This window comes from Oscillibacter sp. MSJ-31 (assembly GCF_018918025.1).
In the GTDB taxonomy this organism is placed as follows: Bacteria; Bacillota; Clostridia; order Oscillospirales; family Oscillospiraceae; genus Hominicoprocola.
In genome coordinates this window covers 16,726-40,837 of record NZ_JAHLPT010000006.1, presented here as the reverse complement: position 1 = coordinate 40,837, position 24,112 = coordinate 16,726, and the positions used below count along the sequence as shown (strand labels likewise).

Below are 24,112 nucleotides of genomic sequence, written 5' to 3'. Positions count from 1 at the left end.
TTGGAGAACTGAGGCGCGCGACGGGCGGCTTTGAGGCCGTACTGTTTCTGTACGGAAGCCGCTATCCCTTGCAGCACAAGGCTTTGCGGGTTTGCCACCTGTCAAATAGCCTCGGTTAGTAACCACTAACAATCGGCACTTCCTAATACTTCAGTCTCCGCTTGCAAAAGCTACAAGTTCCTACACTTTCAAAATCCGATATTACATCTATCTGGCCTTTGCTTACAGACTCATTATATTAGCTTAAATTATTCCTGTCAATAACACTGGTTGGCCAACCCTGTTCATAGGGCAAGGCCGCGCTTTTAAGGTCGCAAAACCTAAGCCTTCAAAAATGCGTGCGACCTTGCGGCCTTGTAATGTTCCAAGCCCGAGTGTTCCAGTCTGAGCGTTATGTTTCTTTGACCTTCCTTTTCCCACGCTTTCAGTGATTTTATTGTGGAGCGAAACAGTTTCTCTCCCGTATGACGAGTCGCAACACGGATGGGCACGTTGTCGATCCATTCTACGGATTGGGGTATGCGCTGCTTGAAGCGCTCAAGTGCGACCGGGATCAGTGTTTCGATTTCTTTCACTGTCATTCGACTTCCCTCGCTTCAAACAGACCTATAGCTGTCACAGGCAGACCAGAGCTGAGAGATCGCATACAGCGGCAAGTTGATCAGCTTCTCCTGTTTTCGGTAATCCGACATGGAAGATCGCACGCCAAGGGACAGTTTGTTCCCTGCCACAAAGACCTTCAGGCTCTTTGCCATCAAATTCTCCTCCGCCTTGACCTCCAACGGGATCACATTCCCGCTGTGCTGAAGGACAAAATCCACCTCGCCGGTGGAGTTTTCGGCAGACCAGTAGTATGGTGTTGCGCCCAACTCTGCGATGAGCTGCTGGCAGACATACTGCTCCGTAAGAGCGCCTTTGAACTCCGTAAAGATTGCATTGCCCTTGAGCAGGGTTTTAGCGTCCAAGTCGGTCATGGCAGCAAGCAGACCAACATCCATCATATACAGCTTAAATGCAGGCAGATCCTGATATGCTTTCAGAGGAATTGCACCCTTTGTCACGCGGCCAACCTTATGAACAAGCCCGCAATCGATCAGCCACTGTATCGCAAGTTCAAAGTCCTTTGCTCTGGCACCTTCACGAAGGACACTATAAATAAACTTCTTATTCTCCTTCGCCAACTGAGATGGAATACCATCCCAGACCATGCGGATGCGTGGAATCACCGCTGTAGGAGCGTGTTTGGAAAAATCCTGTTCGTAGTCGGAGAGCAGACGCTTCTGAACTCTGCGTACAGAATTGAGGTTTTGCTTGGGAAGATAGGCGTTGACTGCTGCTGGCATACCGCCCACATAATAATAGGTTTTCAGCAAATCAATATACTTATCCTTGAAAGCAGTGATCATATCAAAGTCCTGCTGTTCCAGAAGCGATACCAGTTGACCGTTCCCGGTTGCATCAAGGAACTCCGTAAAAGACAACGGGTATAGATCCATGCTATCCACTTTTCCGACTGGGAAGGAAGTTCCTTCATGCATGGAGATGCCAAGGAGCGAACCAGCAGCTACGATATTGTAACGCTGTCGGTCATCTTCGCAAAAGTACTTCAAACTCTGAAGTGCAGCGGGGACTTCCTGTATCTCATCTAAAATGATAAGAGTATCTTCGGGAGCAATCTCTACTTCGCTTTCAATGGAAAGTCCACGCAAAATACGATCCACATCAAAATCCCCTGAAAAGAGCTGCTTCATACGGCTGTTGCGGTCAAAATTGATATACGCATATTTTTCAAATTCTGTGCGTCCAAATTCCTTCATCAGCCATGTCTTTCCCACCTGTCTTGCGCCGCGAATGATCATAGGAAGATGTCCAGGATCTTCCTTCCATTCAATCAGATGCTGCATTGCATATCGTTTCATGATGCTCACCACCCTTTCGCTTTACTCAAATTATATCCATACATCATCAGTAAGTCAACCGAAAAAATGTCGAAGCAAACACAAATATCGACTAATTTCTGTTGGCACGCAATAAGAAAGCCATTGCAAGCTCAAGATTTTTCTTTGAGCTTGCAATGGCTCTTTGAATGTGGGCTATCCAGCTCTGGCAAAGTCAGAATGCGGCGTTGATTTTTGCGTGTAGTTCTTCTGGGCGATTATAGGTGAGATGGGAATAGATTTCAAGCGTCGTCTTAGATTTCTCATGCCCTGCAAGATACTGAACGGTCTTTATATCGACGCCCCCCAGAAGCAGGTTGGTGATGTAGGTATGTCTCAGAATGTGGGGCGTTACATCGAAGTCGAGGCAGTAGGTGTATCCGCCACGCTTTGCCTTTGTTCCCAGTTTGGCTTCCACCTTGAACGCCGTCTTTTTCCCATCGGCATAACGGTAGTATATCCGCTCTTTAGCTCTTCGCCGTTCGATATAAGTCCACATACGCCTAAGCTGTGTTTTGGACAGGGGATCTCCGTTCGGTGCATGGATTACAAAGTCCGAGGTACTGTTCGCCTTCTCAGCCTTCAGGCAATCGGTGAGTTGGTTGGGAATTGGAATCGTCCGTCTGGCCGCTTTGGACTTCAGGCGATCCGTAACCACCGGCTTGCTGTCCTTGAATCGGGAAGCTCTCCGCACATCAATATGCGGCGGTTCGTCCAGATGCACGCAGTCCCACTTCAAACCAAGGATCTCTTCGGTGCGAAGGCCGGCGTACAGCCCGATCATGCAGAACAAGTACGGAGGACAGTCTTTGATGGCGTTCATAAGGATATTTACCTGATCGTCATTGAGAGCAGATCGCTCCGGGGCTTCGTTTCCCCCGTTATGCATCACGGGGCAAGGATTTTCCTCGATCAGCCCATTATCAAAAGCCGAAGTGAAGATGCGCTTCAGGAGCATAAAAGTGGTATTATGCAGCGTGTCGCTTTTGTCAGCCACCGCAGCGACAATGGTTTTGATGTCATTCTTATAGATTTCGCTCATTGTTTTTCCCTCGGTGAAGGGCTTGATATGAAGCTCAATAACTCTTTTATAGCTCGTCTGGGTTTCCTCAGTGAGCCCACCGGTATTCAGGCGAAACCACTGATCGATATAGTCATTCACCAGCGGGTCGTTGGGATCAGGACGATTTTCCATCTCTTCCTTAAACTGGCGAATTTTCGCTGTTAGCTCACCAGCCGTCTTCCCGTATAAAGCAACGAACTTACCATCCGGCCCTTTCACTCTCTTGCGGTAGCTCTGGTTCGCTTCAACATATTCATACTTTGACTTTTTGGGTTTCTTCGAGATTGCCATCGCTTTCTTCCTCCTCGGAGTCAGGGGTGTTTCCAAACGCATTCCGCACCTTGCCAATCAGCTCTTCAGGTCTGTTGTAAACAAGGTGTGCATAGATGTCCAGCGTAATGCGTGACCTCTTATGGCCTGCCAGATACTGCACCGTCTTGATGTCGATGCCGGCCATCAGCAGATTGGTAATGTAGGTATGCCTGAGCAGATGTGGGGTCACATCAAAATCAATCGTGTAGTAGTGTTTCTGATGTCTTGCCTTCTCGCCCAGCTTCGGCTCAATCGTGCCAGTCCTGATTTTGCCGTGATCCCAAGTCTTATAGGTGCGCTTCCTTGTGGTGCGGACAATCACGGCGTTCCACAGGCTTTTGAACTGCGAGCCGGAGAGTGGACCGCCCTTGCTATTTGCAATAACATACTCCGAGGTAGATTTTTCCTTTTCACCCCTCAAACAATCTGCCAGAACATCAGGGATGGGTATGGTTCTTTTGGCGGATTTGGTCTTCAGCTTATCAGAGACTACAGGCCGATTATGCTCAAAGCGCAGCGCACGCTTCACCTCAATATGCGGAGTATCCCCCAAGTCAACGCAATCCCACTGAAGGGCCAAAATCTCCTCACGGCGCAGGCCGCTATACAGCGCAATCATGCAAAAGGGATACACGTGCAAGTCCTTAACGGCTTCGATCAGAATCTGACACTGCCGTTCAGTCAACGCAGACCTCTCGCCCGGCTCAATACCTCCCTCCGGCTTCGGTGGACAGGGGTTATCCAGAATGTCATGGTTATCCAAAGCCGCCTTAAATACCTGGTTGATGATCTTATAGGTGCCATTAAAGATCGACTCGCTTTTATCGTTGAGTGCCGCCATGACCTCCAGAATATCATCAGGGCGAACATCTAACATTCGCTTTCCTTCCATTTTGGGTTTGATGTTGTGGTTGATGATGTACTTGTAGTTTACCTCCACCGTGTTGTGACCGAGACCGGCACCATGGAGTTCAAGCCACAGATCCAAGTAGTCGCAGACGAGCATATTTTTCTTTCCGGTTTCGCTGAGTTTCTCCCGTCTTCTAAACTCAGCAATTTTTTCTTCCAGTTTTTCAGGTGTCTTGGCAGCGAGTGCCACCAGCTTTCCGGTCACATCCAGAATCCTAATGCGATATAGCCCCTTGGATGGAATGTATTCATAGTTATGCTTTGGCTTAGCCATTGGGATCAACCTCCTTTCGTGGTCTCACACCATCAATTAAGGTTGAACCTGCCAGGTAACAACAATCGACCAATCGCCCTGCTTCGGCAGGGCGATATTTTTTTGCTTTTTTCAAAAAATCGTCGAAGGGGGGGGTATAAAACCCCCCTCCATTTCTACATTCATTACGAGGGGCATCGAAGGAGAGGTTTTACATCTTCCCACTGAATCGCCCCCAACAACGATCTCGCACCTGCACCTTGATAACTGAATACGACCTCAAGACTTTACCATATCGGAGCCACTGTAGCGAAGTGCTAAGGGCCGTGGACAAGCCCAGAGCGACGATGGTATGGGAAAACAATGATACTCCCGCCCGGCTGGATGCAAGTTCGGCGGCGGCAAGCCCACAGGAATGGGATGAGGCTGAAATGCCTGTGCTTCTCTTGACCAGAGAACTTGAGGTTGAAAATCTAAAAGATTGGGGGTGACGAGGTGGCCTGCACACAGCATAAGCAGCTCGTCTGTTTTCCAAAGGTACGGGTCCAGAAGAAATGGTTCCGGTACTTCAATGACCACAAGGATTTCAAAAACGATGGTACGGTTCATCTGTTCAGCCTGATGGCGCTCTTTTCCTATGCCAACTTCAGGTCAAACACCCGCACTATCGCTAATCAGCAATACATGGAAGCTCCCGGCCAGTGGGTCTGCAAGCTGTCTGCACTGCCGCGAATCCTCCGTGTTCATTCGAAGGCTCAGGCAAAAGAACTGTTGGATCACTTTCAGAAGCATGGGTTCCTGAGCTATGAGTTTCTTGACGAGGAAAGTAGCCTGCTGCGGTTCACGATTGCAGACTGGAAGCGCCACTGTGTCCATCTGGACTATAACTATTACAGCTACAAGGGGAGCGGTTTCTTTTTCTTCCCCCTACCCGTCAGTCGGCAACTACTGGCTACTGGACGCAAGGAAGGTAAGCTGGTCTTCAGCGAGTTGGATGCCATCATGGACTTTTGGCTGCACACCATCCTCAACGATCCGACAGTCGCCGGCTCTGAGCATATGCCGGTCGTCTACTACGCCAACATGAAGGGTCAGCCTCTGCTGTCCTATTCGTATCTGGCCAAGCGCTGGGGCTGGTCGAAATCCCGTGTCGGCCGCTTCATCCTGAAAATCGAGGAGGCTGGCATCATCAGTCGGGTCAGCTTCACCAGCTCTCACGGTTCGGTCATCTCTCCGTGCCGATACCGGGAAATGATCTATGGCGAAGATTGCGAAAAGCTCCAGCTTCTGAAGATTGGGGAGATCCTGGGACTTACCAGCATTGTTGCCCCGGCTGAGAACCTGGAAGACCTTGAGTTGAAGGTCGAAACTCGCGTCCCAAAACGCAAGCCTGTCTTGGACGGCGGAAAAGTCCTGAGAATTCAAGTGTTTCGGGCTGCCGGCTCCTCTTTTTTTGCCCGACCAGTTCCATTATGATTGGGTGATCTTGGCATGAGTATCATCCTCCTGTAGCTCTAATTTCATTTGATACTCAAACTATAGCATAAAACCTGTCCATTAAAAAGGACCATATACGAACATCCCCCTCTGCGAGCGGCTGCCTATCGGCGGTCGTTCTTTTTGTTCATAAAAAGTTTACAAATTATTTGCTGTTTTCCTGACACTTCCCGGAATTTGCAAGGAGAGCTAAAAGCAAGACAACCAAAGAAAGGGGCTTAGCCTATGAAGACGAAACAGAAAAGAAGCAAAACGACAATTCCCAGAAGACCAGTTCGCTGCCAATACTGCGGCGCAGTCGCCGTGCTTAGACCGGCCTCTGAGATCTATGGGGATGAGAAACGCACAGACATGCTGTATGTCTGCGGGCACTATCCTGCCTGCAACGCCTATGTGGCAGTGCATCCCGGCACGCTGGAACCTATGGGGCCGCTGGCCAATGGAGATCTGCGGCACCTGCGCATCCGGGCACATCGCACCTTCGATCAGATCTGGCAGCGCAGGATCATGAGTCGCCAGTCTGCCTACCGCTGGATGGCCGACTACTTCGGACTCCGCGTACAAGATGCGCATATCGGAATGTTCAACGAATACCGCTGCCAGAAGCTCATTGAGAAGAGCCAGGAGGTTCTTGAGCAGTGCGGCAAGGCAGCAAGCTGAGGAGGAATGAGACATGAAGAACATTATGACGGAATATCAGCGTGAACTGACCACCAATAACCTGCACCTCGTCAAGGAGGTCATCCAGAAGCGGATCAAGATCAACAACCTGCCGTTGCTCGCTTATGAGGACTTCTACGCCATTGGCTGCGAAGCTCTCTGCCGCGCCGCCATGGCCTATCAGCCCAGCCGGGGTGAATTTGCACCTCTGGCCTGCCGGTACATTTACAACACCTTGATCGATCATGTGCGTCACCAGAACTATTTCCACTCCTTCAGCGCATCTCCGTTCATTGACGATGATGATGAGCGCACCATCTATGATTTGATTGGTGCAACGGATGACATGGACGACAAAATCTATGGCAACAGCGTCATGGATGCTCTGGGCAAGTGCAAGGCCAAGTATTCTGGAATTACCCTAAAGGGGGTTGAAGCCATTGAGCTGAAACTGCTTGGCCACGAGACTCGTGAGATCGCAGAGCGTTATGGAACCACGGTCAACAATGTCAATGCGTGGATCGCGCGGGCACGCTCCAGACTGAAGGATGACCCGGAAATGAGCAAACTAAAGCAACTCTAAATTGCAACTAAAAATAGTTGCAATTTAGATCTGGTTGGCGTATAATATCAGTAACAGCAGGAGGATTGAATATGGGCCAAAAGGAAAAACTAATCCAACGCCTCAAGTCGAAACCCAAGGATCTCACCTTCGATGATCTCGAAACACTGCTTCGATATTTTGACTATTTGAGATCCAACAAAGGAAAAACCAGCGGTTCACGAGTCATATTTGTTTGTGAAAACCGTTCTCCTATCATCTTGCACAAGCCACACCCGCGAAAGGAACTGCTGGAATACCAGATCAAACAGATTATTGACGTACTGGAAGAGGAGGGTTTGATATGAGCAACACAATGGAATACAAGGGTTATGTCGGTAGCGTAGAGTTCTCCGAACCGGATGGAGTGTTTTTTGGCAAGGTCATCGGGATTCGGGCACTGCTCTCCTATGAGGGGACAAATGCCACTGAACTGGTGGAGGACTTCCACGGCGTAGTGGATGACTATCTGGAGCTGTGCGAGTCGGAGGGCAAGGAGCCGGAACGGGCCTATAAGGGCAGCTTTAACATTCGGATTTCACCCGAACTCCATAAGCAGCTTGCAATTCGGGCGATGGAGGCGCAGACCTCCCTCAACAGCTATATCGAGCGAGCGCTGGGGCGCTCTCTTCAGGCATAGGTCATGCATGAACCCTTCGGCTAAAATAGCTGAAGGGTTCATTTTTTGTTGTTCTCTTCGGCGTAGTGGCGTAATTAGAGTTAGAATACGGACGAGGAGGCAACTCTATATGATGACTTTTTATTGTGCTGTCGGAAGCTATCGGCTAAAGATCGAGCAGGGCCATAAAGTTCCATATATTCAGAAGCTGGGGGTGCTCCATCCCATCTCTACCCTGGAGTTCCTGATCTGGACCACCTTACTGTGGGAGGTCATGACCTATCAGGAGTTGAAGGAAGCGTATGTGGAGCAGTGCAAGGGGCTTGGCATGGATACACCGCCTCTGGACACTCTGTTGGATAATCTGGTGGCCCGCAAGCTTGTCGTGAAGGGCGTGGGTTACACCGGCGTTGATGCGCTCTACAATATGTTGGCAGATGCCTTTGTCATTCCCTATGAGCTGTCTGGTGTCAAGAAGACTGCCACCGCTGTTAAGCTATTCCTGAAAGGCAGGCTCTCCTTCATGGAAACGGTGCAGGTGCTGCGCTCCGGCAGCATGACTGCGGACGAAGCGCGGGTTATTGATTTGATTCGCCAGACGCCGCTGAGCACTGCGGAACTGGTACGCTGCTTTGATTTGAATCTCCGGGATGTAAGTACCCCGGATAAGCTGCTGGCAGGTCTGTATCCGGATGAGAGCTCTGACCAGGCCCATATTGCCAACGAAGAGATCTTCTCTCAGAACACCACGCCTGTGCTTCAAACAGTAGCCAATCTCTATCTGGATCGTAAGGTCATTTTGGAATATGCATAAACCAAAGGGGCATCTGCTTGATGATGAAGCAGATGCCCCGATTCTTATTTTGGAGGTAAGACATGGATACAAAACTCCCACCTGCGATCACGCAAAGGGTTTGCAAAACGATTGTGTGCGCAGTGGCCATCACCGTTGTTGGCCTAATCTGGGGCATCGCATCTCATGACGCCATTGTTGTTGGACTCACTTCTGCCATCGCTGTTGCTGGCGGCATAAAAGCTTGGGAGCTCTATCGAACGGCAAAGGCTCATAATTATGAAGCGGCAGATGGGATTGTGAGAGATCTCAAACAGAACAAGCTTCGCAAACGGACAGAATTGCTCTTTGAGGATCAGGGTGGTGATGTGCAGCGGCTGATTCTTGAGGGACTCCATCACTTACAGGTCGGAGTTGCTTACCGCCTCTATCTTCAGAAAGTCACAGTGGATTTAACATCTGTGCCGGAAGCACTTCTGCCCGGCCGGACCATGCTCGGCTATGAGATGCTGGATGCCTGAAGCAAATGCTCATGTACGGTAAAGTATCACAAGAAAATTATGTCGAATTGACAGCCGCCTCCGCTATACCGAATAAGGAAATAAAGAGTCCTCAAATTTTGCGCTACTAAATGAAGACGAGCGGAAGTAATCTCCCGCTCGTCAGTAAACTTAACTATGCCATATCAATCCCGCTTCTTTCCCGCCACCGGCACTAAGAACAGCGCGGGCAACAGCAGGAAAGCGGTACAGACCAGCCCCCAGGGTATGGACACCTGCTGGGCTACCAGCCCCACAATAGGCCCGCCGATGATCTGCCCGAAAGAGTCCAGCTGTCCGCTGGTGGAAAAGACTGTGGCGCGCATTTTCTCATCCACATGGTCGTTCATCCAGGCGGCCAGCACAGGCTCCTTGATGGTGCGCATAAGCCCCGCCAGCAGGAACACCAACAACATGAACCAAAAGCTCCGCCCCACCGCGAAGAGAACCAGGCACAGGATATACCCGGCACTGGTGGACATGACCACACTGGTTCGGCTGACAGTCCCTTTTTTCTCCATGCGGGCGATGAGCAACTGAGAAGCCAGAATACCTAAGCCGTTGCCGATAAGACTGATAACACCGAACCAAGTGACGCTGTTCAGCGGCCCGATAACGGGTATTACCGTGTCATTCAGAAAATGAGCGGTGGAGAGCCGGTCAAAGCCTTCACTGGCAAGTCCCCCGCATAGTGTGATTGCTAAGAGCGCCAGCAACACAGGTGCGCCTTTCACAAAGCCCAGGTTGAGCTTGAACAGGCAGACAAAGTCTTTAAGCAAGCCCTGCCGTTCCTCAATAGCAGGGGAGAAGTTGGTTTCTGGCATGATGCGAACCATCACCAGCCCCAACAACAAGCACAAACTGCCCCCCAAGATGACAGGCATTTGCAGGTTTATGTTTCCCAGCAGTGTGCCCAGCACCACGCCCAGAACGCCGCCGATTTGCCCCATTTGACTGCCCCGCAGGAACACCTTGTCTATGGGTTTGTCCTCTTCCTCCGAGGCAATCCACGCCTCCAGAGCGCCGGTGATGAAGGTATCACCGCAACCCCAGACAACCTGGGCCAGCAGAACCGTCGCGAACCACGGTAGCGCACCCTCCATCAGAAAGCCCAGGCCGTAGAGGAACATTCCAATCAGCACCGAGCGCCGACGGCTATACAAATCCGCCACCACACCGGTGGGCATCTCGAACAGAAAGCAGGAGGTCTCCTGAACCGTCCCTACCAGGACAAGCTGGAAAGCATCCAGCTGCACCACCTCCAGGTGGTACACGATGGAAAGCACTGTGGACATAGAAACCGCCAGGGAACAGACAAATCGGAACAGCAGGTAGACAGAATATGCCTTTGAATTTTTAGCAAACATGAAGTTACATTCTCCTAGTATAATAATGGTGTAGTCAAGAACGACTACTGGTTAATAGTTACAAAGTCCAATCTAATAAATCTATATAGATATAACGGAAGGAGGAGTTCCCCCTCCATCAGAAGTTATAGGACATATTTACCGTGTCTGAGGTTTCCTTAATGCACCAGACAAAATATAGAGGTATAATCACTGAAGGCAGGATCATTGACGTTTCCTCCTTGGGAGCCGGCCTTCTGGGATATTTCGCAATAGCCAGCAATGAACGCTTGCATTGCGCAAGACGTTACATTATCTTCTGAAACATATGCCGGATCTTGTCTAAACGGCTGTTCGGGCGGCGTGGCTGAAATACAGGCTCGCCGGAAGTTTCCTGATACCCTTTTAATTCTGTAATGCAGACACTTCTTCCATTTGTATAAAAATTCAGATCAGTACGGTATGCCTGTATACAGCGGGCGGGAATCTCGCCAGTAAAGACAACTTCATCCTTTTTTACCTGGGCCGTTTCGATGGTGGCACAGTATTTCGGTGCATCATGATAAGCCCTGGAAAGGTATTCCTGGGGCGCATAGAGGATGAAGGAGAGATAAGGTTCCAGCAGCTGCGTCCCCGATTCCTTCAATGCCTGTTCCAATACAATCGGGGCCAATGAGCGGAAGTCCGCCGGCGTGCTGACCGGACTGTAATAAAGCCCGTATTCAAAGCAAATCTTACAGTCCGTTACGTTCCAGCCGAACAAGCCCTGCTCCAGCCCGTAACGGATACCATCCCTGACAGCGTTTTGAAAACTCTGGTTCAAGTATCCCAGCGAAACCCGGCTCTCGTATTGTACACCGGAGCCAAGCGAGAGTGGTGTAACAGACAGTCCTATGGATGCCCAAAACGGGTTGGGCGGCACCTCGATATGGATGGTGTGGCTGGCTGCTTTGAGCGGCCGCTCCATATAAATGACGGAGGGTTCCTTTACCACTGTTTCAAGCTTGTATTTTTCCGACAGCAAAGCGGAAACAACCTCCAACTGCACCCGGCCCAAAAAAGAAAGAATGATCTCATGGGTGATGGAATCCACTTCGCAACGCAAAAGCGGGTCAGTATCCGCAAGTTGCGTAAGAGCGTCCAGCAGCCGTTCTCTTTGCGCTGCCGTTTTCGGTGCAATCGTCGTCCGCAGCATGGGGAGGGGGTCCTCGCGCCACCTTTTACGAGGGAGCCGGGTTTGGTCCCCTAATACATCGTTTAACCTCACGCTGTCGCTGGGAAGGATAACAATTTCACCCGGATAAGCGGTGTCTGTCCGAACAATTTCCCCTTTGGATGGAATACGCATCTCTGTGATTTTCAGCTTTTCTCTCCCGGCCAGGGCCACCGTATCCCGCAGGCGCAGCGTTCCGCTGTATAGCCGTAGATAGACACGCCGCTGGCCGCAATCTGTATACTCCACCTTGAAAACGCTGCCGCATAGGGCGGCGCTCCCCTGTTCCCCAATCGGTTGGAACAGCCCTGTCACCGCATCCATCAACGGTTGAATGCCAAGGCCCTTTTTGGCGCTGCCATAATAGACCGGGAACAGGGAGGCGTCTTGAACCCGCCGCTGTTCCTCCCGCACAAGTTTTTCCCGGCTGATTGGTTCTCCTGCGATATACTTTTCCAATAATTTATCGTTATTTTCGATGACCGCATCCCATGCTTCTATGTCGGTATTTTCCTCCAGGACTATTTCCGGGGACAGCGACACCGTCTGCTTGATGATAATATCGGCGGAGAGCTTATCCCGAACAGACTGAACCACGCTCTGCAAATCAACGCCAGCCTGGTCGATCTTGTTGATAAAGATAACGGTGGGAATGTTCATTTTCCGCAGGGCATGGAACAGAATACGGGTCTGGGCCTGCACGCCATCTTTAGCGGAGATCACCAAGATGGCCCCATCTAAAACAGCCAAAGAGCGGTACACCTCCGCCAAAAAATCCATGTGGCCGGGCGTATCCACAATGTTGACTTTACATCTGTGCCACTGGAAGGAAGTGACTGCCGCTTGAATGGTAATCCCACGCTGCCGCTCCAAAAACATGGTGTCCGTCCTCGTTGTCCCTTTTTCGACGCTCCCCGGTTCTGAAATGGCTCCGCTGGCATATAGCAGGCTCTCCGTCAAGGTCGTCTTTCCAGCGTCTACATGGGCAAGAATTCCAATATTGATTATTTTCATGTGATTGTCCTCCCTTTACTGCCCCGAAGGGCATAAAAATCCCCAGCAGTAAAATACTTTTACCACTGGGGATGATAATTTGCGGACATACACATATACAGCATACACCTGTTTGTGAGTGCTGTTTTTGGGGATATGTCAAAATTGATAAGGCAAAAGTATTCTTAAATTGGGTACAAAAAACTAAGCCCCTACAAAAGGGACTATCATAATCCTTTGTTCCCACTATTTGATTATAGTTTTATTTAAGAATACCTTGCCGCATATTTTTTACTCCTTTTCTGGAATGAAGCTATTATATCACATCAGTTTTAGGAAAGCAAGTACTTAAAAGAAATTTTTCTTCCCCTTATATGTAACAATCATACCGGCTTCCTGGTGTTCAGAATGGTTTCTGCTGTCTGCTGTGGTGTTTGATTGGAATTGTCCAGCCAAAAGCCGATCCGTGGTGTTGTCTGCATAAATGTATCGTATATTGATAAAATCAGCATCAGAGAGGAGGAACCATTTTGAACCAGAAACAGACGGATATTACAACAGGAAAGCAAATACGTCATCTGCGAACACAATCGGGAATGACACAGGAAGAACTGGCTGGGGAATTGAATGTTACCCGGCAGGCGCTATCGAATTGGGAGAGAGATGTTAATGAACCCGATTTAAATACGTTGAAAAAAATTTGTTTTCTTTTTGGAGTCCACATGGACGATTTTGCGAAGGAGGTAATAACAAAAATGGAAACATGTGAAAAAAAAGAGAAACGACAATTTAATAAGTATGATATGGCAATTGGACTTTTTTATGGTGTCGGGATATTTCTTGGCATTGGTATTTTCTTTGTTGGCGGTTTTATGACAATGTCGGGTGCAGGGTGGGGAGCATCACTATTTGGCGGTGGCTGTTTTTCTCTTGTATTTGGCTTGATATGCCATGCAGTTATTACATTGAGAAGAAATGACAAATGATGACATATCCTGCTTTCTAGACTTTTCGGTCATATCGCGTAAAAAAGCCGCTGCTTTTGGCTTTCCAATAGCGGCGGCAAAGGGAAATATCCTTTGAATACCTTACAGAAGAAAAGTTTTGCAGCATTATAAAAATAAAAGCCTATACCATTTTGGAAAGAAAAGATACATAATAGTCAAGACGGCAACAATCAGAAGTTATGGAGGGTAACAATGGAATATAGTAAGGAAGATTTAATGGAAGCAAAAAGGCAAATTTTGGGAGTGGGAGAGAACATGGGAACAGAGGAAAGTAAAAAAATCTGGGAGAAAAACGCACAATTTTGGGATAATGCAATGGGTGACAAATCTAATGAATTTCACAGAGAGGTAGTGCGTCCCAAAGTAACGGAACTTCTATCTCCTAATCCTGCGGATTACATTTTGGATATTGCGTGTGGCAATGGAAATTATTCTTCGTATCTTGCACAAAGAGGCGCTTCGATTGTCGCTTTTGATTACAGCAAAAAAATGATAGAATTGGCTAAAAGACGGCAATCACAATATGCAAAACAAATTGAATTTTGTGTAGCGGATGCGACCAATAGAGAAAGTATATTAGAATTAAAAAGAAATCGAGCCTTTACGAAAGCAGTTTCTAATATGGCAATTATGGATATTACGGATATTGAACCACTTCTTATGGCTGTTTATGAACTGTTGGAGGAAAGCGGAATTTTTGTCTTTGCAACGCAACACCCTTGTTTTATCACGTTGACTGAAAAATATATGACACCGCACAGTTACTATGGTATAGCGATTGAAGGGCAACCGGAGGAGCAGATTTATTATCATCGTTCCATACAAGATATTTTTAACCTTTGTTTTAGAGCTGGATTTGTCATTGATGGATTTTATGAAGAATGTTTCAAAAACAACAAAGAAATTCCTATGGTAATGATAGTAAGGCTTAAAAAGGTAAAACGTGATAGCTTAAAATAAATTCAAGTTTGCCGGATAAATAGCAAACCTGGCCGAGCCAGTCAACGGTCAAGATGAACGGGCTTCGCCCGCCGTTGACAGCCCCGCCCGGTTTTGCAGTTAGGCAGTCAAGGAGCGACAGCCTAAAGTGCTGCCGCCCCTTACTATCATAAAAAGCAACTACTAACCAGCCACAGCCCTTTTGGGAGGAAAGGGGGATTTTCCATGACCTGTACAGAAGAATATCGGGAACATATCGAGTACACTTTCCATGCCTTTTGCAAAGTCGTTATCCGAAATGCAACGATCAACGCAGCGAGGACACGGAGCAGGAAGCACAAAAGAGAAATATCCCTTGAATACCTCACAGACGAAAAGCACTACCCTTTAGGCACGACAGATGAATATTTCCAAGCCCCGGAGCCGGACGAGGAATACATACTTACCCTTTGCGGCGATACGGTCATTTTCAGCAGCGGCTTACTTGCGGAAGCCCTGTCACGGCTGGACGAACGGGAGCGGGAAATGATTTACCTGTCCTTTTTCAAGCGTATTCCACAGCACGAAATTGGCAGACAGTACGGGCGCAGCCGCAGCACAGCGGGCTACCATATCCGAAAAGTCCTACGGCAGCTCCAAGCGGAAATGGAGGGAATGGCATATGAGAAATAATAGGCTTCTCCCCTATGAAACAATCGTCCAAGCCACCAGCGGGGAGCCGGAAGCGGTGGGAACTGTATTGCAGTATTACCGCCGCCGCATACAATGTGCCGCCCGTGTGAATGGACGGGTAGACCAAGATACAGAGGACTACATCACCCAGACGCTTCTCACAGCTATTTTCAAGTTCCGCTTTGGGAGATAGCCCTACCGCCTACAACTGAATAACCGCCGCTTCGCCGGCAACCAGAAAGCAGTAAATCTATTCAACAGATTTGCTGCTTTTTTTCGTTCCTGTTTGGCATTTTTGAAAATCCCCAGTATGAAAAAACAAAAGGGAAAATTGCCGCCGCAGTTGGCAAAATCCCTTACTTATCCGTGGAGGGTATCAAAGAAAAAAATACTGCCATTGTCCGCCTTTTTCGGCTTGCGTGGTGTTGTAGGGAATAAGGGGAAATTCTAAAAATCTCCGTCCATTTTGCTTTGCGTGGTGTTGTAGGTAGTGAAAGGAAAATTTTCAAGATATGCCGGAATAGCGGGTAGCAAAGCCCTTTTGAAACGTCTTGTTAGCGGAAAGTACGGAAGCCGGGGAACGCCGGAGTTTTTCAGAGCAAGATTCTACCGCAGTACCAAAATTCGCTTATCGCTCATTTTGCCCCTGCGGGAATCTTGTTGGGGAGTGCCTTCCCCAAACCCTGCTTATGCGGCTTACGCCGCTGGAAAATCCCTCAAAATAATTTTTCGGATTTTTCAAAAACAGTTCCGCTTTACACCCTGTTTTTCTCCTATTAGTGAGAGGACACCACGCACAGCCGAAGGAGGTTTTACCATGCGAAAACGATATAACACGCCGCACCGCAGCCGGGTAGTCAAGACACGCATGACCGAGGAAGAATACGCCGAGTTTGCGGAAAGGCTTTCTGCTTACAACATGAGCCAAGCCGAGTTTATCCGGCAAGCCATAACCGGGGCAGCCATACGCCCCATCATAACCGTTTCCCCCGTCAATGACGAGTTGCTTGCCGCTGTCGGGAAGCTGACCGCCGAATACGGCAGGATCAGCGGCAACTTAAACCAGATAGCCCGGACGCTGAACGAGTGGCACAGCCCCTACCCGCAGCTTGCCGGGGAGGTACGGGCGGCGGTTTCCGACCTTGCTGCCCTAAAGTTTGAAGTCTTGCAGAAAGTGGGTGACGCTGTTGGCAACATTCAAACATATCAGCTCTAAAAATGCGGACTATGGCGCAGCGGAAGCCTATCTCACATTTGAGCATGACGAGTTTACCATGAAGCCCACCCTTGATGAAAACGGGCGGCTGATACCGAGGGAGGATTACCGCATTTCTTCCCTCAACTGTGGGGGCGAGGATTTCGCTGTTGCCTGTATGCGGGCTAATCTCCGCTATGAGAAAAACCAAAAACGGGAAGATGTGAAAAGCCACCACTATATCATCAGCTTTGACCCACGGGACGGGACAGACAACGGCTTGACCGTAGACCGGGCGCAGGAGCTGGGCGAGCAGTTCTGTAAAGAGCATTTCCCCGGACACCAAGCCTTAGTCTGCACCCACCCGGACGGGCATAACCACAGCGGCAATATCCATGTGCATATCGTCATCAACTCCCTGCGGATTTATGAAGTCCCGCTTCTGCCCTACATGGACAGACCAGCCGACACACGGGAGGGCTGCAAGCACCGCTGCACCAACGCCGCTATGGAATATTTCAAGAGTGAAGTCATGGAGATGTGCCACCGGGAGGGGCTTTACCAAATCGACCTCCTAAGCGGCAGCAAGGAACGGATAACCGAACGGGAATACTGGGCGGCAAAGAAAGGACAGCTTGCCCTTGATAAAGAGAACGCTGTCAGAGAAGCCGCAGGACAGCCGACCAAGCCCACCAAGTTTGAAACGGACAAGGCGAAGCTGCGCCGGACGATACGGCAGGCACTTTCCCAAGCTGGCAGCTTTGACGAATTTTCTTCCCTTTTGCTGCGGGAGGGTGTGACCGTCAAGGAGAGCCGGGGGCGGCTTTCCTACCTCACGCCGGACAGGACAAAGCCTATCACAGCCCGGAAGCTGGGGGACGATTTTGACAAGGCTGCTGTCCTTGTCCTGCTTACGCAGAACGCCCACAGAGCCGCCGAACAGAGCAAAGCCATACTCGAATACCCTGCCGCGGTTAAAAAGCTGTCACAAGGGGAAAAAACCACAAAAACCACCCCGGCAGACAACACCTTGCAGCGCATGGTTGACCGGGAAGCCAAGCGAGCCGAGGGCAAGGGCGTGGGCTATGACCGCTGGGCGGCAAAGCACAACCTAAAGCAAATGGCAGCTACCGTTACCGCCTATCAGCAGTACGGCTTTTCTTCCCCGGAGGAACTGGACGAAGCCTGTTCTGCCGCCTATATGCAGCGTTGCTTCGATGCCCTTCGAGACCAGCAGAAGCAGGCGCAGCAGAACAGTCAGAATCAGCAGCCTTCCGGCTCTGGTGGCAGTCAGCCACAGCAGGGACAGCAACAGCAGAATGCAGGAAGTCCCGGTCAGGGCGCTCAGGAGGCGCTTCAGGCGATCCGAGCGGCGCTTCAGGCTCAGGTGCCTAACCTGCCTCTGAATCCGACCGGCAAAAATACGCCGGCGGCAACTACCCAGGCCTTCGTGCCCAACCAACAGCAGCAGGAAGCTCTGAAGGAGGAGGTGCAGAAGGTTCTGGCCGAGGAAACAGCCAGAATTGCGGCCCATGTAACCCACGGCATTGACAGTGAAGGTGATGGCGAAATCACCACCAACACCGAATACGCCGGCAATGGGTACCAGCACGCTGCATCCGATATTGAACGGGTACTGGAGGAGATGGCAGAGGGCATCGTCCACGAGGCCATGGAGGAGGAGCTGTCTGAGGAGCTTCAGCGTGAGGCAAATACCATTTCGTATGGCAATGCGCACCGAGGTATCAATGTGACCGTGAACCGAATGTCTCAGGTCGATCCGGATCTGGTGGATGACTACAACGCAGTCGCCCCGGAACTTCTCCGATTGTCCAAGAGGCTCCAGAAGAGCGTCAGCGCCGCCCTGCGTGATAAGCGCCAGGGTGGCAAGCAGACGGGCCTGCTGGCTGGTAAACGGCTCAATCAGCACGCACTCTATCGTGACGATGGAAGACTGTTCTATAACACCAGACTCCCGATGGACCCCATCAATCTGGCAGTTGGTCTCCTGATCGATGAAAGTGGCAGCATGGGTGGAAGTGACCGAATCACAAAGGCTCGTGCAACGGCAATCGTCGTGCAGGACTTCTGTGAGAAGCTGGGCATTCCCATTGAAATCATTGGCCACACAGCGTCCTGCTGCCATGTGGAACTGTTCTCCTACGCCTCCTTTGATTCTGTGGATCGAAAGGATCGGTACCGCCTGATGGATATGAGCGCCAGAAGCTGTAACCGGGATGGCGCGGCGCTTCGCTTCGCGGCGGAGAAGCTGTATCGCTACCCGGCGGATGCCAAGATGCTCATTCTCATCTCGGACGGGCAGCCCAATGACCACGGTTAAGATCGCACAGGTCAATGCGGATGCCTACATACGAGAATTGGTTGATCTCGGCAAAGTCGATCTGACTATGTATGGCGCAAAGGCCAGCAACTGAACGAAGGTTGATAATTATCCTGAAACTTCCTCGGCGCTACTTATTATGGAGGCTCAGATAAATGAAGCGAAAAACCCTCGCAATACTGCTGACATTATTCCTGCTCACCGGAGTGGTTGGAGTATTCTCAGACTCCGGCACATCGAACAATTCTGAGGTACCTCCAGCACATTTTTCTGTTTTGGAATATCCGCTGGGAACTTCCAGTGACAAGGGACCCGCCACCGAAATACCCACCGAACTGCCAACGGATTCTGAAGCGCCCACTGGAGACGAGCCTGCTCCATTTGTGCCTAATAACGCCACAACGCAACCACCAGAAGAGGAACCCGGCACACAGCCACCGACAGGCAAGACCGCTTCTTTCAGTATCGCAGATGTTCCTTCTTATTCCGGCAGCCCCTATGTCCAGATGAACGGGAATATGCCGTACTTCGATACTGCGACGCTTTCTTCTCAATCGATGGAAAACTACAGTGCGCTGGATGAACTTGGTCGGTGCGGCGTTGTCTATGCCTGCATTGGGCGGGACATCATGCCGACTGAGGAGCGTGGCAGCATCGGCATGGTTAAACCCAGTGGTTGGCACACCGTTCGATACGACGATCTTATTGCAGATAAATACCTGTATAACCGTTGCCACCTAATCGGCTACCAGCTCACCGGCGAGAATGCAAACCTGAGCAACCTGATTACCGGCACCCGCTATTTGAATATTGAGGGAATGCTTCCCTTTGAGAACATGACCGCTGATTATGTGGAGCGTACTGGAAACCATGTGGCCTACCGGGTGACACCCATCTTTGAAGGCACCAATCTGTTGGCTACCGGTGTCCTGATGGAAGCTTGCTCCGTAGAGGATCAAGGCAACGGTATTTGCTTCTGCATCTTTGCCTACAATGTGCAGCCTGGCATCGAGATCGACTACGCAACAGGCGATAGCCGTGCGGCAGAAGAATCCAGCACGATGGTTGCCCCGGTTGTCATTCCCAACCAGACGGTAACATCTCCTGTTGAGAATACTCCAAGCGCCACCACCACGGAAGAAGAACCTATTGCCGCGGACTATATTCTGAACACAAACACGAAGAAGTTCCACTACCTAAGCTGCTCCAGCGTATCAGACATGAAAGGAAAAAATAAAAAGGAGTTTACAGGTAGCCGGGATGATGTGATTAGCATGGGCTATAAGCCGTGCGGTCGCTGCCACCCGTAACCTCGCAAGAAGGGAGCCACAAATGTATTATTTCAGCACAAAGAGCCGTAAGCATCTTATACATATCGCCGGCTGCCACCATGTTGCTGGTATCCAAAAAGGAAACTTAGGATCTTTTACTAATCTCAAAGATGCCTACAGAGAAGGCTATCAAATGTGCCAATGCTGTAATCCCTTGAACAAGAAGTATAAACTCGAAGGCGATAGTCTGCTGGAGTACTGCGCTCAAAATGGCGTCTCCTTCAAATTCACACCGAAGGCCATAGCCGTGGAAACTCCTCGAAGCCGCTGGAAGATTTCTTTGGATGATAACTCCAGCCATACAATGCTTTACCATCAAAACACATATCACCCTGACTCAGAAACTTGTGAACTTATGCCTGGCTATCATTGTCAACAGGTCGTGTATGCAACCTTATTTGCGATTGAATTCCACATAATCGACCCACTTAGGTTCATCGAACATCCGGTAGGACATCAAGATGACCGCCTCATTGTGGCGCTCCTTCTTCGTGTGGAGATACGGAATATGCTCCGTTACCCAATCCAGAAGCTGTTCAAATAGCTCCTGCTCGCCGCTGCGCTCAATCAGCTGCAACATGGCCTCAAACCACACAGCCTCCTCTATGTCACCGAGATTCGTGGCAACACCATGCCGGTAAGAGTATTTCTTGTCCCGGCCGGAGCCGGACAGGAGAATCGCCTGTCCGGTATAGTGGCCAAACTCCAGATCGTCATAAGAGGCATTCGCAGGGATACCTTCGATACTGTTGATTTGGATGATCGACATAACTACCTCCCCCTGAATGCAGACATCAGATCGCCCAACTCCTCCGCATCAGGGGGCACGGAGCTGGACTTGGGGGCCTGGGCAATAGTGCCCAAGCTCCCCTCGGCCTGCATCTCTTCAATGACTTCACGAATGATCTTACGCAGGTTGTCCCGGCTGAGCTCATTCTGCGCATCCGGACAACTGATATAGTGGAGCAGGGCGTTGACCACGAAATCCGTCTTGGTGCGGGAATGCGCCTGAAGGATCTCCATGGCCTTGCGGTGCCGGAAATCACAGTCCTTAAACTGAAGGACAATTCTGGGCTTATCGGCCATGAGCAGACACCTCACTCCGGTACAGAATGTCGTAGCCGACGGCGTTGGCGTGGATGTCTTCAATGAATACCGGGAAGGCCACCTTGTTCCCACGCTCAATCATATTCCGCAGCAGCAGAGAGCCGCCACCGGCGAAGACACACTTAGCCGTACCCACATCAATACCACGCTCTCGGATGAAGTTGTAAAACTCGCCGAGGAACTGATTGGCCATGTTCCGGATCATCATCTGAACTTCACCGGGCAGGATCGTAGGCTCGCCCTTGATGACCTCATCCACATCGCAGTCCTCCAGAAGACGGGCATACTGGGAATTGCACTGGCTGATGATGCTGTTATAGAGCGTGATGGTACCCTTCTCAAAGGACTCCATGACCTCCAGATCCGGCCGCCCGCTACGCAGCTTCAGGACATCAACGGTGAAGCCGCCAATGTCAATGATGTAGGACACCGGATAGCTCTTCAGGCTGGAGAACTGCGTTACCGCAGCGGCCAGCGCCTGGATGTAGCAGACAACTCGGTTGATTCGGATGGAATAGAGCCGGTCGTTGTACTCGAAGTCCACCACCTGCCGATTGCGCAGGAAGTACTTCTCGAATCGCTCATGGAGTTGGCCGAAGTGTGCGGGAGGCAGGCCGATCAGCAGCGTAATATCCACGGGATCATCGGTCTCCTTGATCCCGGACAGTTCCAGCTCGCCAGCGATGGCGAACAGGGTAAGGATATAGAAACGGTCATCCTCTGTCTTATCCCGCATATAGGCGATGCGCTTCTCGGTGAGGGAGTAGTATTTACCACCCCAGAAAATGGTGTCGGTCTGCATACTCAGGCGGCTCTCGGTTTCAATGATGCCGGAGGTAAACAGCCGATGCGGTGTCTTCACGCTCTTGTTTCCGTGATCAACAGAAATAATCATAGGGAAACTCCTCCTTTTATAATGCTATCAGATCTTCAAACGCGGCCATCTTTTCTCTTAAAGGCGAAAATTCAATCAAATAGAACCAGAGGGGGGTTAAAACACCCCCTCTTTTCTACATTCATTATGAGGGACAACCAGACTCATAGTGAAAGGAGAAGCATCTATGGAATTGTTCTCAAGAAAGCAGACGGCCAAAATGCTCGGCGTATCGTTGTCAACGCTGGATAACTTGAGACAGGAGAGAAAAATCGGCTACTATCAGAAGTACCCTGGCTGCAAGGTGCAGTTTACACAGGCACACATCGACAAGTACCTTAAACGGGTGGAACGCGAGGATCGAGAACCCAAGATCAGAAGAAAGTAGGCGAGTCAAGTCAGATGAAAACCGTGATGATATTCGAGATTGAGCAGGAATTATACGATCAAGTTACTGCTGTGCTGAATCCGTTGGGATATACACTCGAAAGCGCAATCATCCTATTTATGGAAGCGTGCGTGGCCTGCAATGGTATCCCATTCACCTACACCCAAGAAGAATTGGATGATGCAAAACGCAACCCTAGAGTTAACCTCATCAACAAGTACCAGGAGGAGTGATGATGCGATCATTCGTATCCTCAATACACCACCATGAAAAGCACTTGGCAATCGGTAAGTTGCCAAGTGCTTTCCCCTTCATCTGATGAAGCGATATTCGTAAAGGCGGTCAGTTTCCTGAAGGTATCTCAGCAGCCTTTTGGCGTAGCAAGTCTTCATATATTGAAGCCTGCTGTTGGTACATAGTAACAGCCAGAACGAGTGCGTTCCTCAGTTCGTCTTCCGGTATTTGGTTTACGGTGGCCATAATACCTTCTTTTCCATTGGCGTGTAAAAGAGCACTAAGTTGGTCCTTTGTGAACATCATGATCCTCCCAACGAAATTCCCGTGATGATACGGTAGCTTGAGAATAGCGCACCATAATCACAATTTCAAGAGGAAAGAGCAAATCATAATCACTATGATTTTTGAGCAAAATTCGGGGCCAAAAAATAGCCTCAAATGGTAACCACTAAGCCCGAAAAACAGGGCAAAATGGGCCAATAGCCTCAAATGGTAACCACTAAAATTGTGGTGCATTTTACGACAAACCACAAGATATTGTTGTCTATAATTTCAGAATTTTGTCCCCTCAGATTTTGGCATGTCAATGCTTTACAACAAAAGGCATAAGAAAACCCCGGAAAACCGAAGTTTTCCGGGGAAAAGAGAACTTTTTTAGCGCTTGGAGAACTGGGGAGCGCGACGGGCGGCCTTGAGACCGTACTGCGCTGGCCCGCAAACTCGTATTCATTGCGCCGCAACGGTTTCAGGGCTTAAAAATGTTTCCCACCGCAAATTTAACCTCAAACAAAGGGGGGTATCAAGAGGGGCATCCTCGCGACCTGCCGCACAATTACGCATACACCACCATTGCTTTGATAGTCTTATTATCCCACATACAATCAGCTCTCTCCTGCGGATGAACAAGGGCAGCAAAAAATTCTATATCAACTTCTGGGTAAAATGGGGGCAAACTGCTGCATAACCGCTCCCTTCTGGTGCGATTATGGTTACAATATACCTAACTCATCACTTGCGACAAAAACTTTGCTTTCTCCGGCAGCAAAATGATAATAAGCAGACGGATTTTCTTTGGAGACAATATCCGCTTCCCAGCCGATTGCATCTGCAACCTTTTCCGAGATCACATCACTTTTTGTAAAAACAATGGTTCGTTCATTCCTTGAAATGAGAGGCGCAGTAATGGCGGCGATCTCTTTCAGCATTTCCTCTTCCGAATGGAGGGTTCGGAAATCATATGTAAATCATCAAAAGGGCGGGGCATATCAGGCTATTGACTATGCCGA

Annotated in this window: 28 protein-coding genes and 2 pseudogenes; 18 read left to right on the top strand and 12 right to left on the bottom strand. The window is 49.8% G+C overall.

Translation table 11 applies throughout. From position 1 onward, the window contains the following. Positions 1-320: 320 nt before the first annotated feature. The 4 genes from KQI17_RS06245 to KQI17_RS06230 all read right to left on the bottom strand — a co-directional run bounded on the left by KQI17_RS06245 (position 321) and on the right by KQI17_RS06230 (position 4,495). On the bottom strand, positions 321-581 hold the full coding sequence (locus KQI17_RS06245; RefSeq protein ID WP_216495355.1) for a hypothetical protein: 261 nt from the start codon (positions 579-581) through the stop codon (positions 321-323). A 15-nt stretch (positions 582-596) separates the two neighbouring features. Continuing rightward, a complete protein-coding gene (locus tag KQI17_RS06240; protein WP_216495354.1) occupies positions 597-1,919 on the bottom strand; it encodes an ATP-binding protein in 1,323 nt (440 codons plus the stop codon). A 193-nt stretch (positions 1,920-2,112) separates the two neighbouring features. Beyond that, on the bottom strand, positions 2,113-3,291 hold the full coding sequence (locus tag KQI17_RS06235) for a site-specific integrase (RefSeq protein ID WP_216495353.1): 1,179 nt from the start codon (positions 3,289-3,291) through the stop codon (positions 2,113-2,115). Then, positions 3,254-4,495 (bottom strand): site-specific integrase, encoded by a 1,242-nt coding sequence (locus tag KQI17_RS06230; protein ID WP_216495352.1) that lies wholly within the window; start codon positions 4,493-4,495, stop codon positions 3,254-3,256. The genes KQI17_RS06235 and KQI17_RS06230 overlap by 38 nt, the downstream gene beginning before the upstream one ends. A 474-nt stretch (positions 4,496-4,969) precedes the next feature. On the opposite strand from KQI17_RS06230, the gene KQI17_RS06225 reads away from it, so the two are divergent. The 8 genes and pseudogenes from KQI17_RS06225 (at position 4,970) to KQI17_RS06195 (ending at position 9,165) form a co-directional block, all read left to right on the top strand. Then, positions 4,970-5,950 (top strand): hypothetical protein, encoded by a 981-nt coding sequence (locus KQI17_RS06225; RefSeq protein ID WP_216495351.1) that lies wholly within the window; start codon positions 4,970-4,972, stop codon positions 5,948-5,950. A gap of 246 nt (positions 5,951-6,196) precedes the next feature. Then, a pseudogene (locus KQI17_RS06220) lies at positions 6,197-6,586 on the top strand (zinc-finger-containing protein); the annotation flags it as partial. Further along, entirely contained in the window at positions 6,537-6,641 is a 105-nt protein-coding gene (locus tag KQI17_RS13870) for a hypothetical protein (RefSeq protein WP_371821970.1), read from the top strand. The pseudogene KQI17_RS06220 and the gene KQI17_RS13870, both read left to right, overlap by 50 nt. A 3-nt stretch (positions 6,642-6,644) precedes the next feature. Next, positions 6,645-7,214 carry a sigma-70 family RNA polymerase sigma factor gene (locus KQI17_RS06215; protein WP_216495350.1) on the top strand — a complete coding sequence of 190 codons (570 nt, stop codon included), beginning with the start codon at positions 6,645-6,647 and terminating at the stop codon, positions 7,212-7,214. Between the two features lie 71 nt (positions 7,215-7,285). Beyond that, positions 7,286-7,540 (top strand): type II toxin-antitoxin system HicA family toxin, encoded by a 255-nt coding sequence (locus KQI17_RS06210; RefSeq protein WP_216495349.1) that lies wholly within the window; start codon positions 7,286-7,288, stop codon positions 7,538-7,540. Then, positions 7,537-7,872: a type II toxin-antitoxin system HicB family antitoxin gene (locus tag KQI17_RS06205; protein ID WP_216495348.1), complete on the top strand. Its 336-nt coding sequence runs from the start codon at positions 7,537-7,539 to the stop codon at positions 7,870-7,872. Before KQI17_RS06210 ends, KQI17_RS06205 begins: the two co-directional genes overlap by 4 nt. Before the next feature lie 109 nt (positions 7,873-7,981). After that, a complete protein-coding gene (locus KQI17_RS06200) occupies positions 7,982-8,665 on the top strand; it encodes a hypothetical protein (protein WP_216495347.1) in 684 nt (227 codons plus the stop codon). Between the two features lie 62 nt (positions 8,666-8,727). Next, on the top strand, positions 8,728-9,165 hold the full coding sequence (locus KQI17_RS06195; protein WP_216495346.1) for a hypothetical protein: 438 nt from the start codon (positions 8,728-8,730) through the stop codon (positions 9,163-9,165). A 164-nt stretch (positions 9,166-9,329) separates the two neighbouring features. Here the strand turns inward: KQI17_RS06195 and tet(40) are convergent, their stop codons facing one another. Further along, on the bottom strand, positions 9,330-10,550 hold the full coding sequence (gene tet(40) / locus KQI17_RS06190; RefSeq protein WP_216495345.1) for a tetracycline efflux MFS transporter Tet(40): 1,221 nt from the start codon (positions 10,548-10,550) through the stop codon (positions 9,330-9,332). 286 nt (positions 10,551-10,836) lie between these two features. Next, entirely contained in the window at positions 10,837-12,756 is a 1,920-nt protein-coding gene (gene tet(W), locus KQI17_RS06185; RefSeq protein WP_216495344.1) for a tetracycline resistance ribosomal protection protein Tet(W), read from the bottom strand. Between the two features lie 509 nt (positions 12,757-13,265). Between tet(W) and KQI17_RS06180 the strand changes: the two genes are divergently transcribed. The 8 genes and pseudogenes from KQI17_RS06180 to KQI17_RS06150 all read left to right on the top strand — a co-directional run bounded on the left by KQI17_RS06180 (position 13,266) and on the right by KQI17_RS06150 (position 20,199). Beyond that, positions 13,266-13,721, top strand: a complete 456-nt coding sequence (locus tag KQI17_RS06180) for an XRE family transcriptional regulator (RefSeq protein WP_003505401.1) — start codon at positions 13,266-13,268, stop codon at positions 13,719-13,721. 213 nt (positions 13,722-13,934) lie between these two features. Then, positions 13,935-14,702 carry a class I SAM-dependent methyltransferase gene (locus KQI17_RS06175; RefSeq protein ID WP_003505400.1) on the top strand — a complete coding sequence of 256 codons (768 nt, stop codon included), beginning with the start codon at positions 13,935-13,937 and terminating at the stop codon, positions 14,700-14,702. Between the two features lie 204 nt (positions 14,703-14,906). Further along, positions 14,907-15,353: an RNA polymerase sigma factor gene (locus tag KQI17_RS06170; RefSeq protein WP_003505338.1), complete on the top strand. Its 447-nt coding sequence runs from the start codon at positions 14,907-14,909 to the stop codon at positions 15,351-15,353. Further along, entirely contained in the window at positions 15,343-15,546 is a 204-nt protein-coding gene (locus KQI17_RS06165; RefSeq protein WP_003505336.1) for a helix-turn-helix domain-containing protein, read from the top strand. Before KQI17_RS06170 ends, KQI17_RS06165 begins: the two co-directional genes overlap by 11 nt. A gap of 624 nt (positions 15,547-16,170) precedes the next feature. Continuing rightward, positions 16,171-16,569, top strand: a complete 399-nt coding sequence (locus tag KQI17_RS06160; RefSeq protein WP_216495343.1) for a mobilization protein — start codon at positions 16,171-16,173, stop codon at positions 16,567-16,569. Beyond that, positions 16,541-17,753, top strand: a pseudogene (locus KQI17_RS13570) (relaxase/mobilization nuclease domain-containing protein); the annotation flags it as partial. The gene KQI17_RS06160 and the pseudogene KQI17_RS13570, both read left to right, overlap by 29 nt. Beyond that, the gene (locus tag KQI17_RS13865; RefSeq protein ID WP_371821971.1) at positions 17,750-18,889 is read left to right on the top strand and encodes a hypothetical protein; all 1,140 of its coding nucleotides are present in this window, start codon (positions 17,750-17,752) and stop codon (positions 18,887-18,889) included. The pseudogene KQI17_RS13570 and the gene KQI17_RS13865, both read left to right, overlap by 4 nt. A gap of 155 nt (positions 18,890-19,044) precedes the next feature. Then, a complete protein-coding gene (locus tag KQI17_RS06150; protein ID WP_216495341.1) occupies positions 19,045-20,199 on the top strand; it encodes a DNA/RNA non-specific endonuclease in 1,155 nt (384 codons plus the stop codon). Between the two features lie 106 nt (positions 20,200-20,305). On the opposite strand, the gene KQI17_RS06145 is transcribed toward KQI17_RS06150, so the two are convergent. From KQI17_RS06145 to KQI17_RS06130, 4 genes are all read right to left on the bottom strand, one after another. Continuing rightward, positions 20,306-20,521, bottom strand: coding sequence for a hypothetical protein (locus tag KQI17_RS06145; RefSeq protein WP_216495340.1), 216 nt, complete (start codon positions 20,519-20,521; stop codon positions 20,306-20,308). Between the two features lie 93 nt (positions 20,522-20,614). Further along, a complete protein-coding gene (locus KQI17_RS06140) occupies positions 20,615-20,989 on the bottom strand; it encodes a hypothetical protein (protein ID WP_216495339.1) in 375 nt (124 codons plus the stop codon). 2 nt (positions 20,990-20,991) lie between these two features. After that, entirely contained in the window at positions 20,992-21,306 is a 315-nt protein-coding gene (locus tag KQI17_RS06135) for a hypothetical protein (protein WP_216495338.1), read from the bottom strand. Then, positions 21,296-22,222 carry a ParM/StbA family protein gene (locus KQI17_RS06130; protein WP_216495337.1) on the bottom strand — a complete coding sequence of 309 codons (927 nt, stop codon included), beginning with the start codon at positions 22,220-22,222 and terminating at the stop codon, positions 21,296-21,298. Before KQI17_RS06130 ends, KQI17_RS06135 begins: the two co-directional genes overlap by 11 nt. A gap of 166 nt (positions 22,223-22,388) precedes the next feature. Here KQI17_RS06130 and KQI17_RS06125 point away from each other — a divergent pair, with 166 nt between their 5' ends. Continuing rightward, positions 22,389-22,589: a helix-turn-helix domain-containing protein gene (locus tag KQI17_RS06125; RefSeq protein ID WP_216495336.1), complete on the top strand. Its 201-nt coding sequence runs from the start codon at positions 22,389-22,391 to the stop codon at positions 22,587-22,589. A gap of 14 nt (positions 22,590-22,603) precedes the next feature. Then, the gene (locus tag KQI17_RS06120) at positions 22,604-22,822 is read left to right on the top strand and encodes a hypothetical protein (protein ID WP_216495335.1); all 219 of its coding nucleotides are present in this window, start codon (positions 22,604-22,606) and stop codon (positions 22,820-22,822) included. A gap of 109 nt (positions 22,823-22,931) precedes the next feature. Here the strand turns inward: KQI17_RS06120 and KQI17_RS06115 are convergent, their stop codons facing one another. Together KQI17_RS06115 and KQI17_RS06110 are read right to left on the bottom strand one after the other, a co-directional pair. Further along, on the bottom strand, positions 22,932-23,129 hold the full coding sequence (locus KQI17_RS06115; protein ID WP_216495334.1) for a hypothetical protein: 198 nt from the start codon (positions 23,127-23,129) through the stop codon (positions 22,932-22,934). A gap of 686 nt (positions 23,130-23,815) precedes the next feature. Further along, positions 23,816-24,031 (bottom strand): hypothetical protein, encoded by a 216-nt coding sequence (locus KQI17_RS06110; RefSeq protein ID WP_216495333.1) that lies wholly within the window; start codon positions 24,029-24,031, stop codon positions 23,816-23,818. Positions 24,032-24,112 lie beyond the last annotated feature (81 nt).

Bases quoted from the DNA above. Each gene is read 5' to 3' on its own strand.
- KQI17_RS06245 (WP_216495355.1), bottom strand. From the start codon at position 581: ATGACAGTGAAAGAAATCGAAACACTGATCCCGGTCGCACTTGAGCGC.
- KQI17_RS06240 (WP_216495354.1), bottom strand. From the start codon at position 1,919: ATGAAACGATATGCAATGCAGCATCTGATTGAATGGAAGGAAGATCCT.
- KQI17_RS06235 (WP_216495353.1), bottom strand. From the start codon at position 3,291: ATGGCAATCTCGAAGAAACCCAAAAAGTCAAAGTATGAATATGTTGAA.
- KQI17_RS06230 (WP_216495352.1), bottom strand. From the start codon at position 4,495: ATGGCTAAGCCAAAGCATAACTATGAATACATTCCATCCAAGGGGCTA.
- KQI17_RS13870 (WP_371821970.1), top strand. From the start codon at position 6,537: ATGCGCATATCGGAATGTTCAACGAATACCGCTGCCAGAAGCTCATTG.
- KQI17_RS06215 (WP_216495350.1), top strand. From the start codon at position 6,645: ATGAAGAACATTATGACGGAATATCAGCGTGAACTGACCACCAATAAC.
- KQI17_RS06210 (WP_216495349.1), top strand. From the start codon at position 7,286: ATGGGCCAAAAGGAAAAACTAATCCAACGCCTCAAGTCGAAACCCAAG.
- KQI17_RS06205 (WP_216495348.1), top strand. From the start codon at position 7,537: ATGAGCAACACAATGGAATACAAGGGTTATGTCGGTAGCGTAGAGTTC.
- KQI17_RS06200 (WP_216495347.1), top strand. From the start codon at position 7,982: ATGATGACTTTTTATTGTGCTGTCGGAAGCTATCGGCTAAAGATCGAG.
- KQI17_RS06195 (WP_216495346.1), top strand. From the start codon at position 8,728: ATGGATACAAAACTCCCACCTGCGATCACGCAAAGGGTTTGCAAAACG.
- KQI17_RS06175 (WP_003505400.1), top strand. From the start codon at position 13,935: ATGGAATATAGTAAGGAAGATTTAATGGAAGCAAAAAGGCAAATTTTG.
- KQI17_RS06170 (WP_003505338.1), top strand. From the start codon at position 14,907: ATGACCTGTACAGAAGAATATCGGGAACATATCGAGTACACTTTCCAT.
- KQI17_RS06165 (WP_003505336.1), top strand. From the start codon at position 15,343: ATGAGAAATAATAGGCTTCTCCCCTATGAAACAATCGTCCAAGCCACC.
- KQI17_RS06160 (WP_216495343.1), top strand. From the start codon at position 16,171: ATGCGAAAACGATATAACACGCCGCACCGCAGCCGGGTAGTCAAGACA.
- KQI17_RS13865 (WP_371821971.1), top strand. From the start codon at position 17,750: ATGCAGCGTTGCTTCGATGCCCTTCGAGACCAGCAGAAGCAGGCGCAG.
- KQI17_RS06150 (WP_216495341.1), top strand. From the start codon at position 19,045: ATGAAGCGAAAAACCCTCGCAATACTGCTGACATTATTCCTGCTCACC.
- KQI17_RS06145 (WP_216495340.1), bottom strand. From the start codon at position 20,521: ATGGCTGGAGTTATCATCCAAAGAAATCTTCCAGCGGCTTCGAGGAGT.
- KQI17_RS06140 (WP_216495339.1), bottom strand. From the start codon at position 20,989: ATGTCGATCATCCAAATCAACAGTATCGAAGGTATCCCTGCGAATGCC.
- KQI17_RS06135 (WP_216495338.1), bottom strand. From the start codon at position 21,306: ATGGCCGATAAGCCCAGAATTGTCCTTCAGTTTAAGGACTGTGATTTC.
- KQI17_RS06130 (WP_216495337.1), bottom strand. From the start codon at position 22,222: ATGATTATTTCTGTTGATCACGGAAACAAGAGCGTGAAGACACCGCAT.
- KQI17_RS06125 (WP_216495336.1), top strand. From the start codon at position 22,389: ATGGAATTGTTCTCAAGAAAGCAGACGGCCAAAATGCTCGGCGTATCG.
- KQI17_RS06120 (WP_216495335.1), top strand. From the start codon at position 22,604: ATGAAAACCGTGATGATATTCGAGATTGAGCAGGAATTATACGATCAA.
- KQI17_RS06115 (WP_216495334.1), bottom strand. From the start codon at position 23,129: ATGATGTTCACAAAGGACCAACTTAGTGCTCTTTTACACGCCAATGGA.
- KQI17_RS06110 (WP_216495333.1), bottom strand. From the start codon at position 24,031: ATGCTGAAAGAGATCGCCGCCATTACTGCGCCTCTCATTTCAAGGAAT.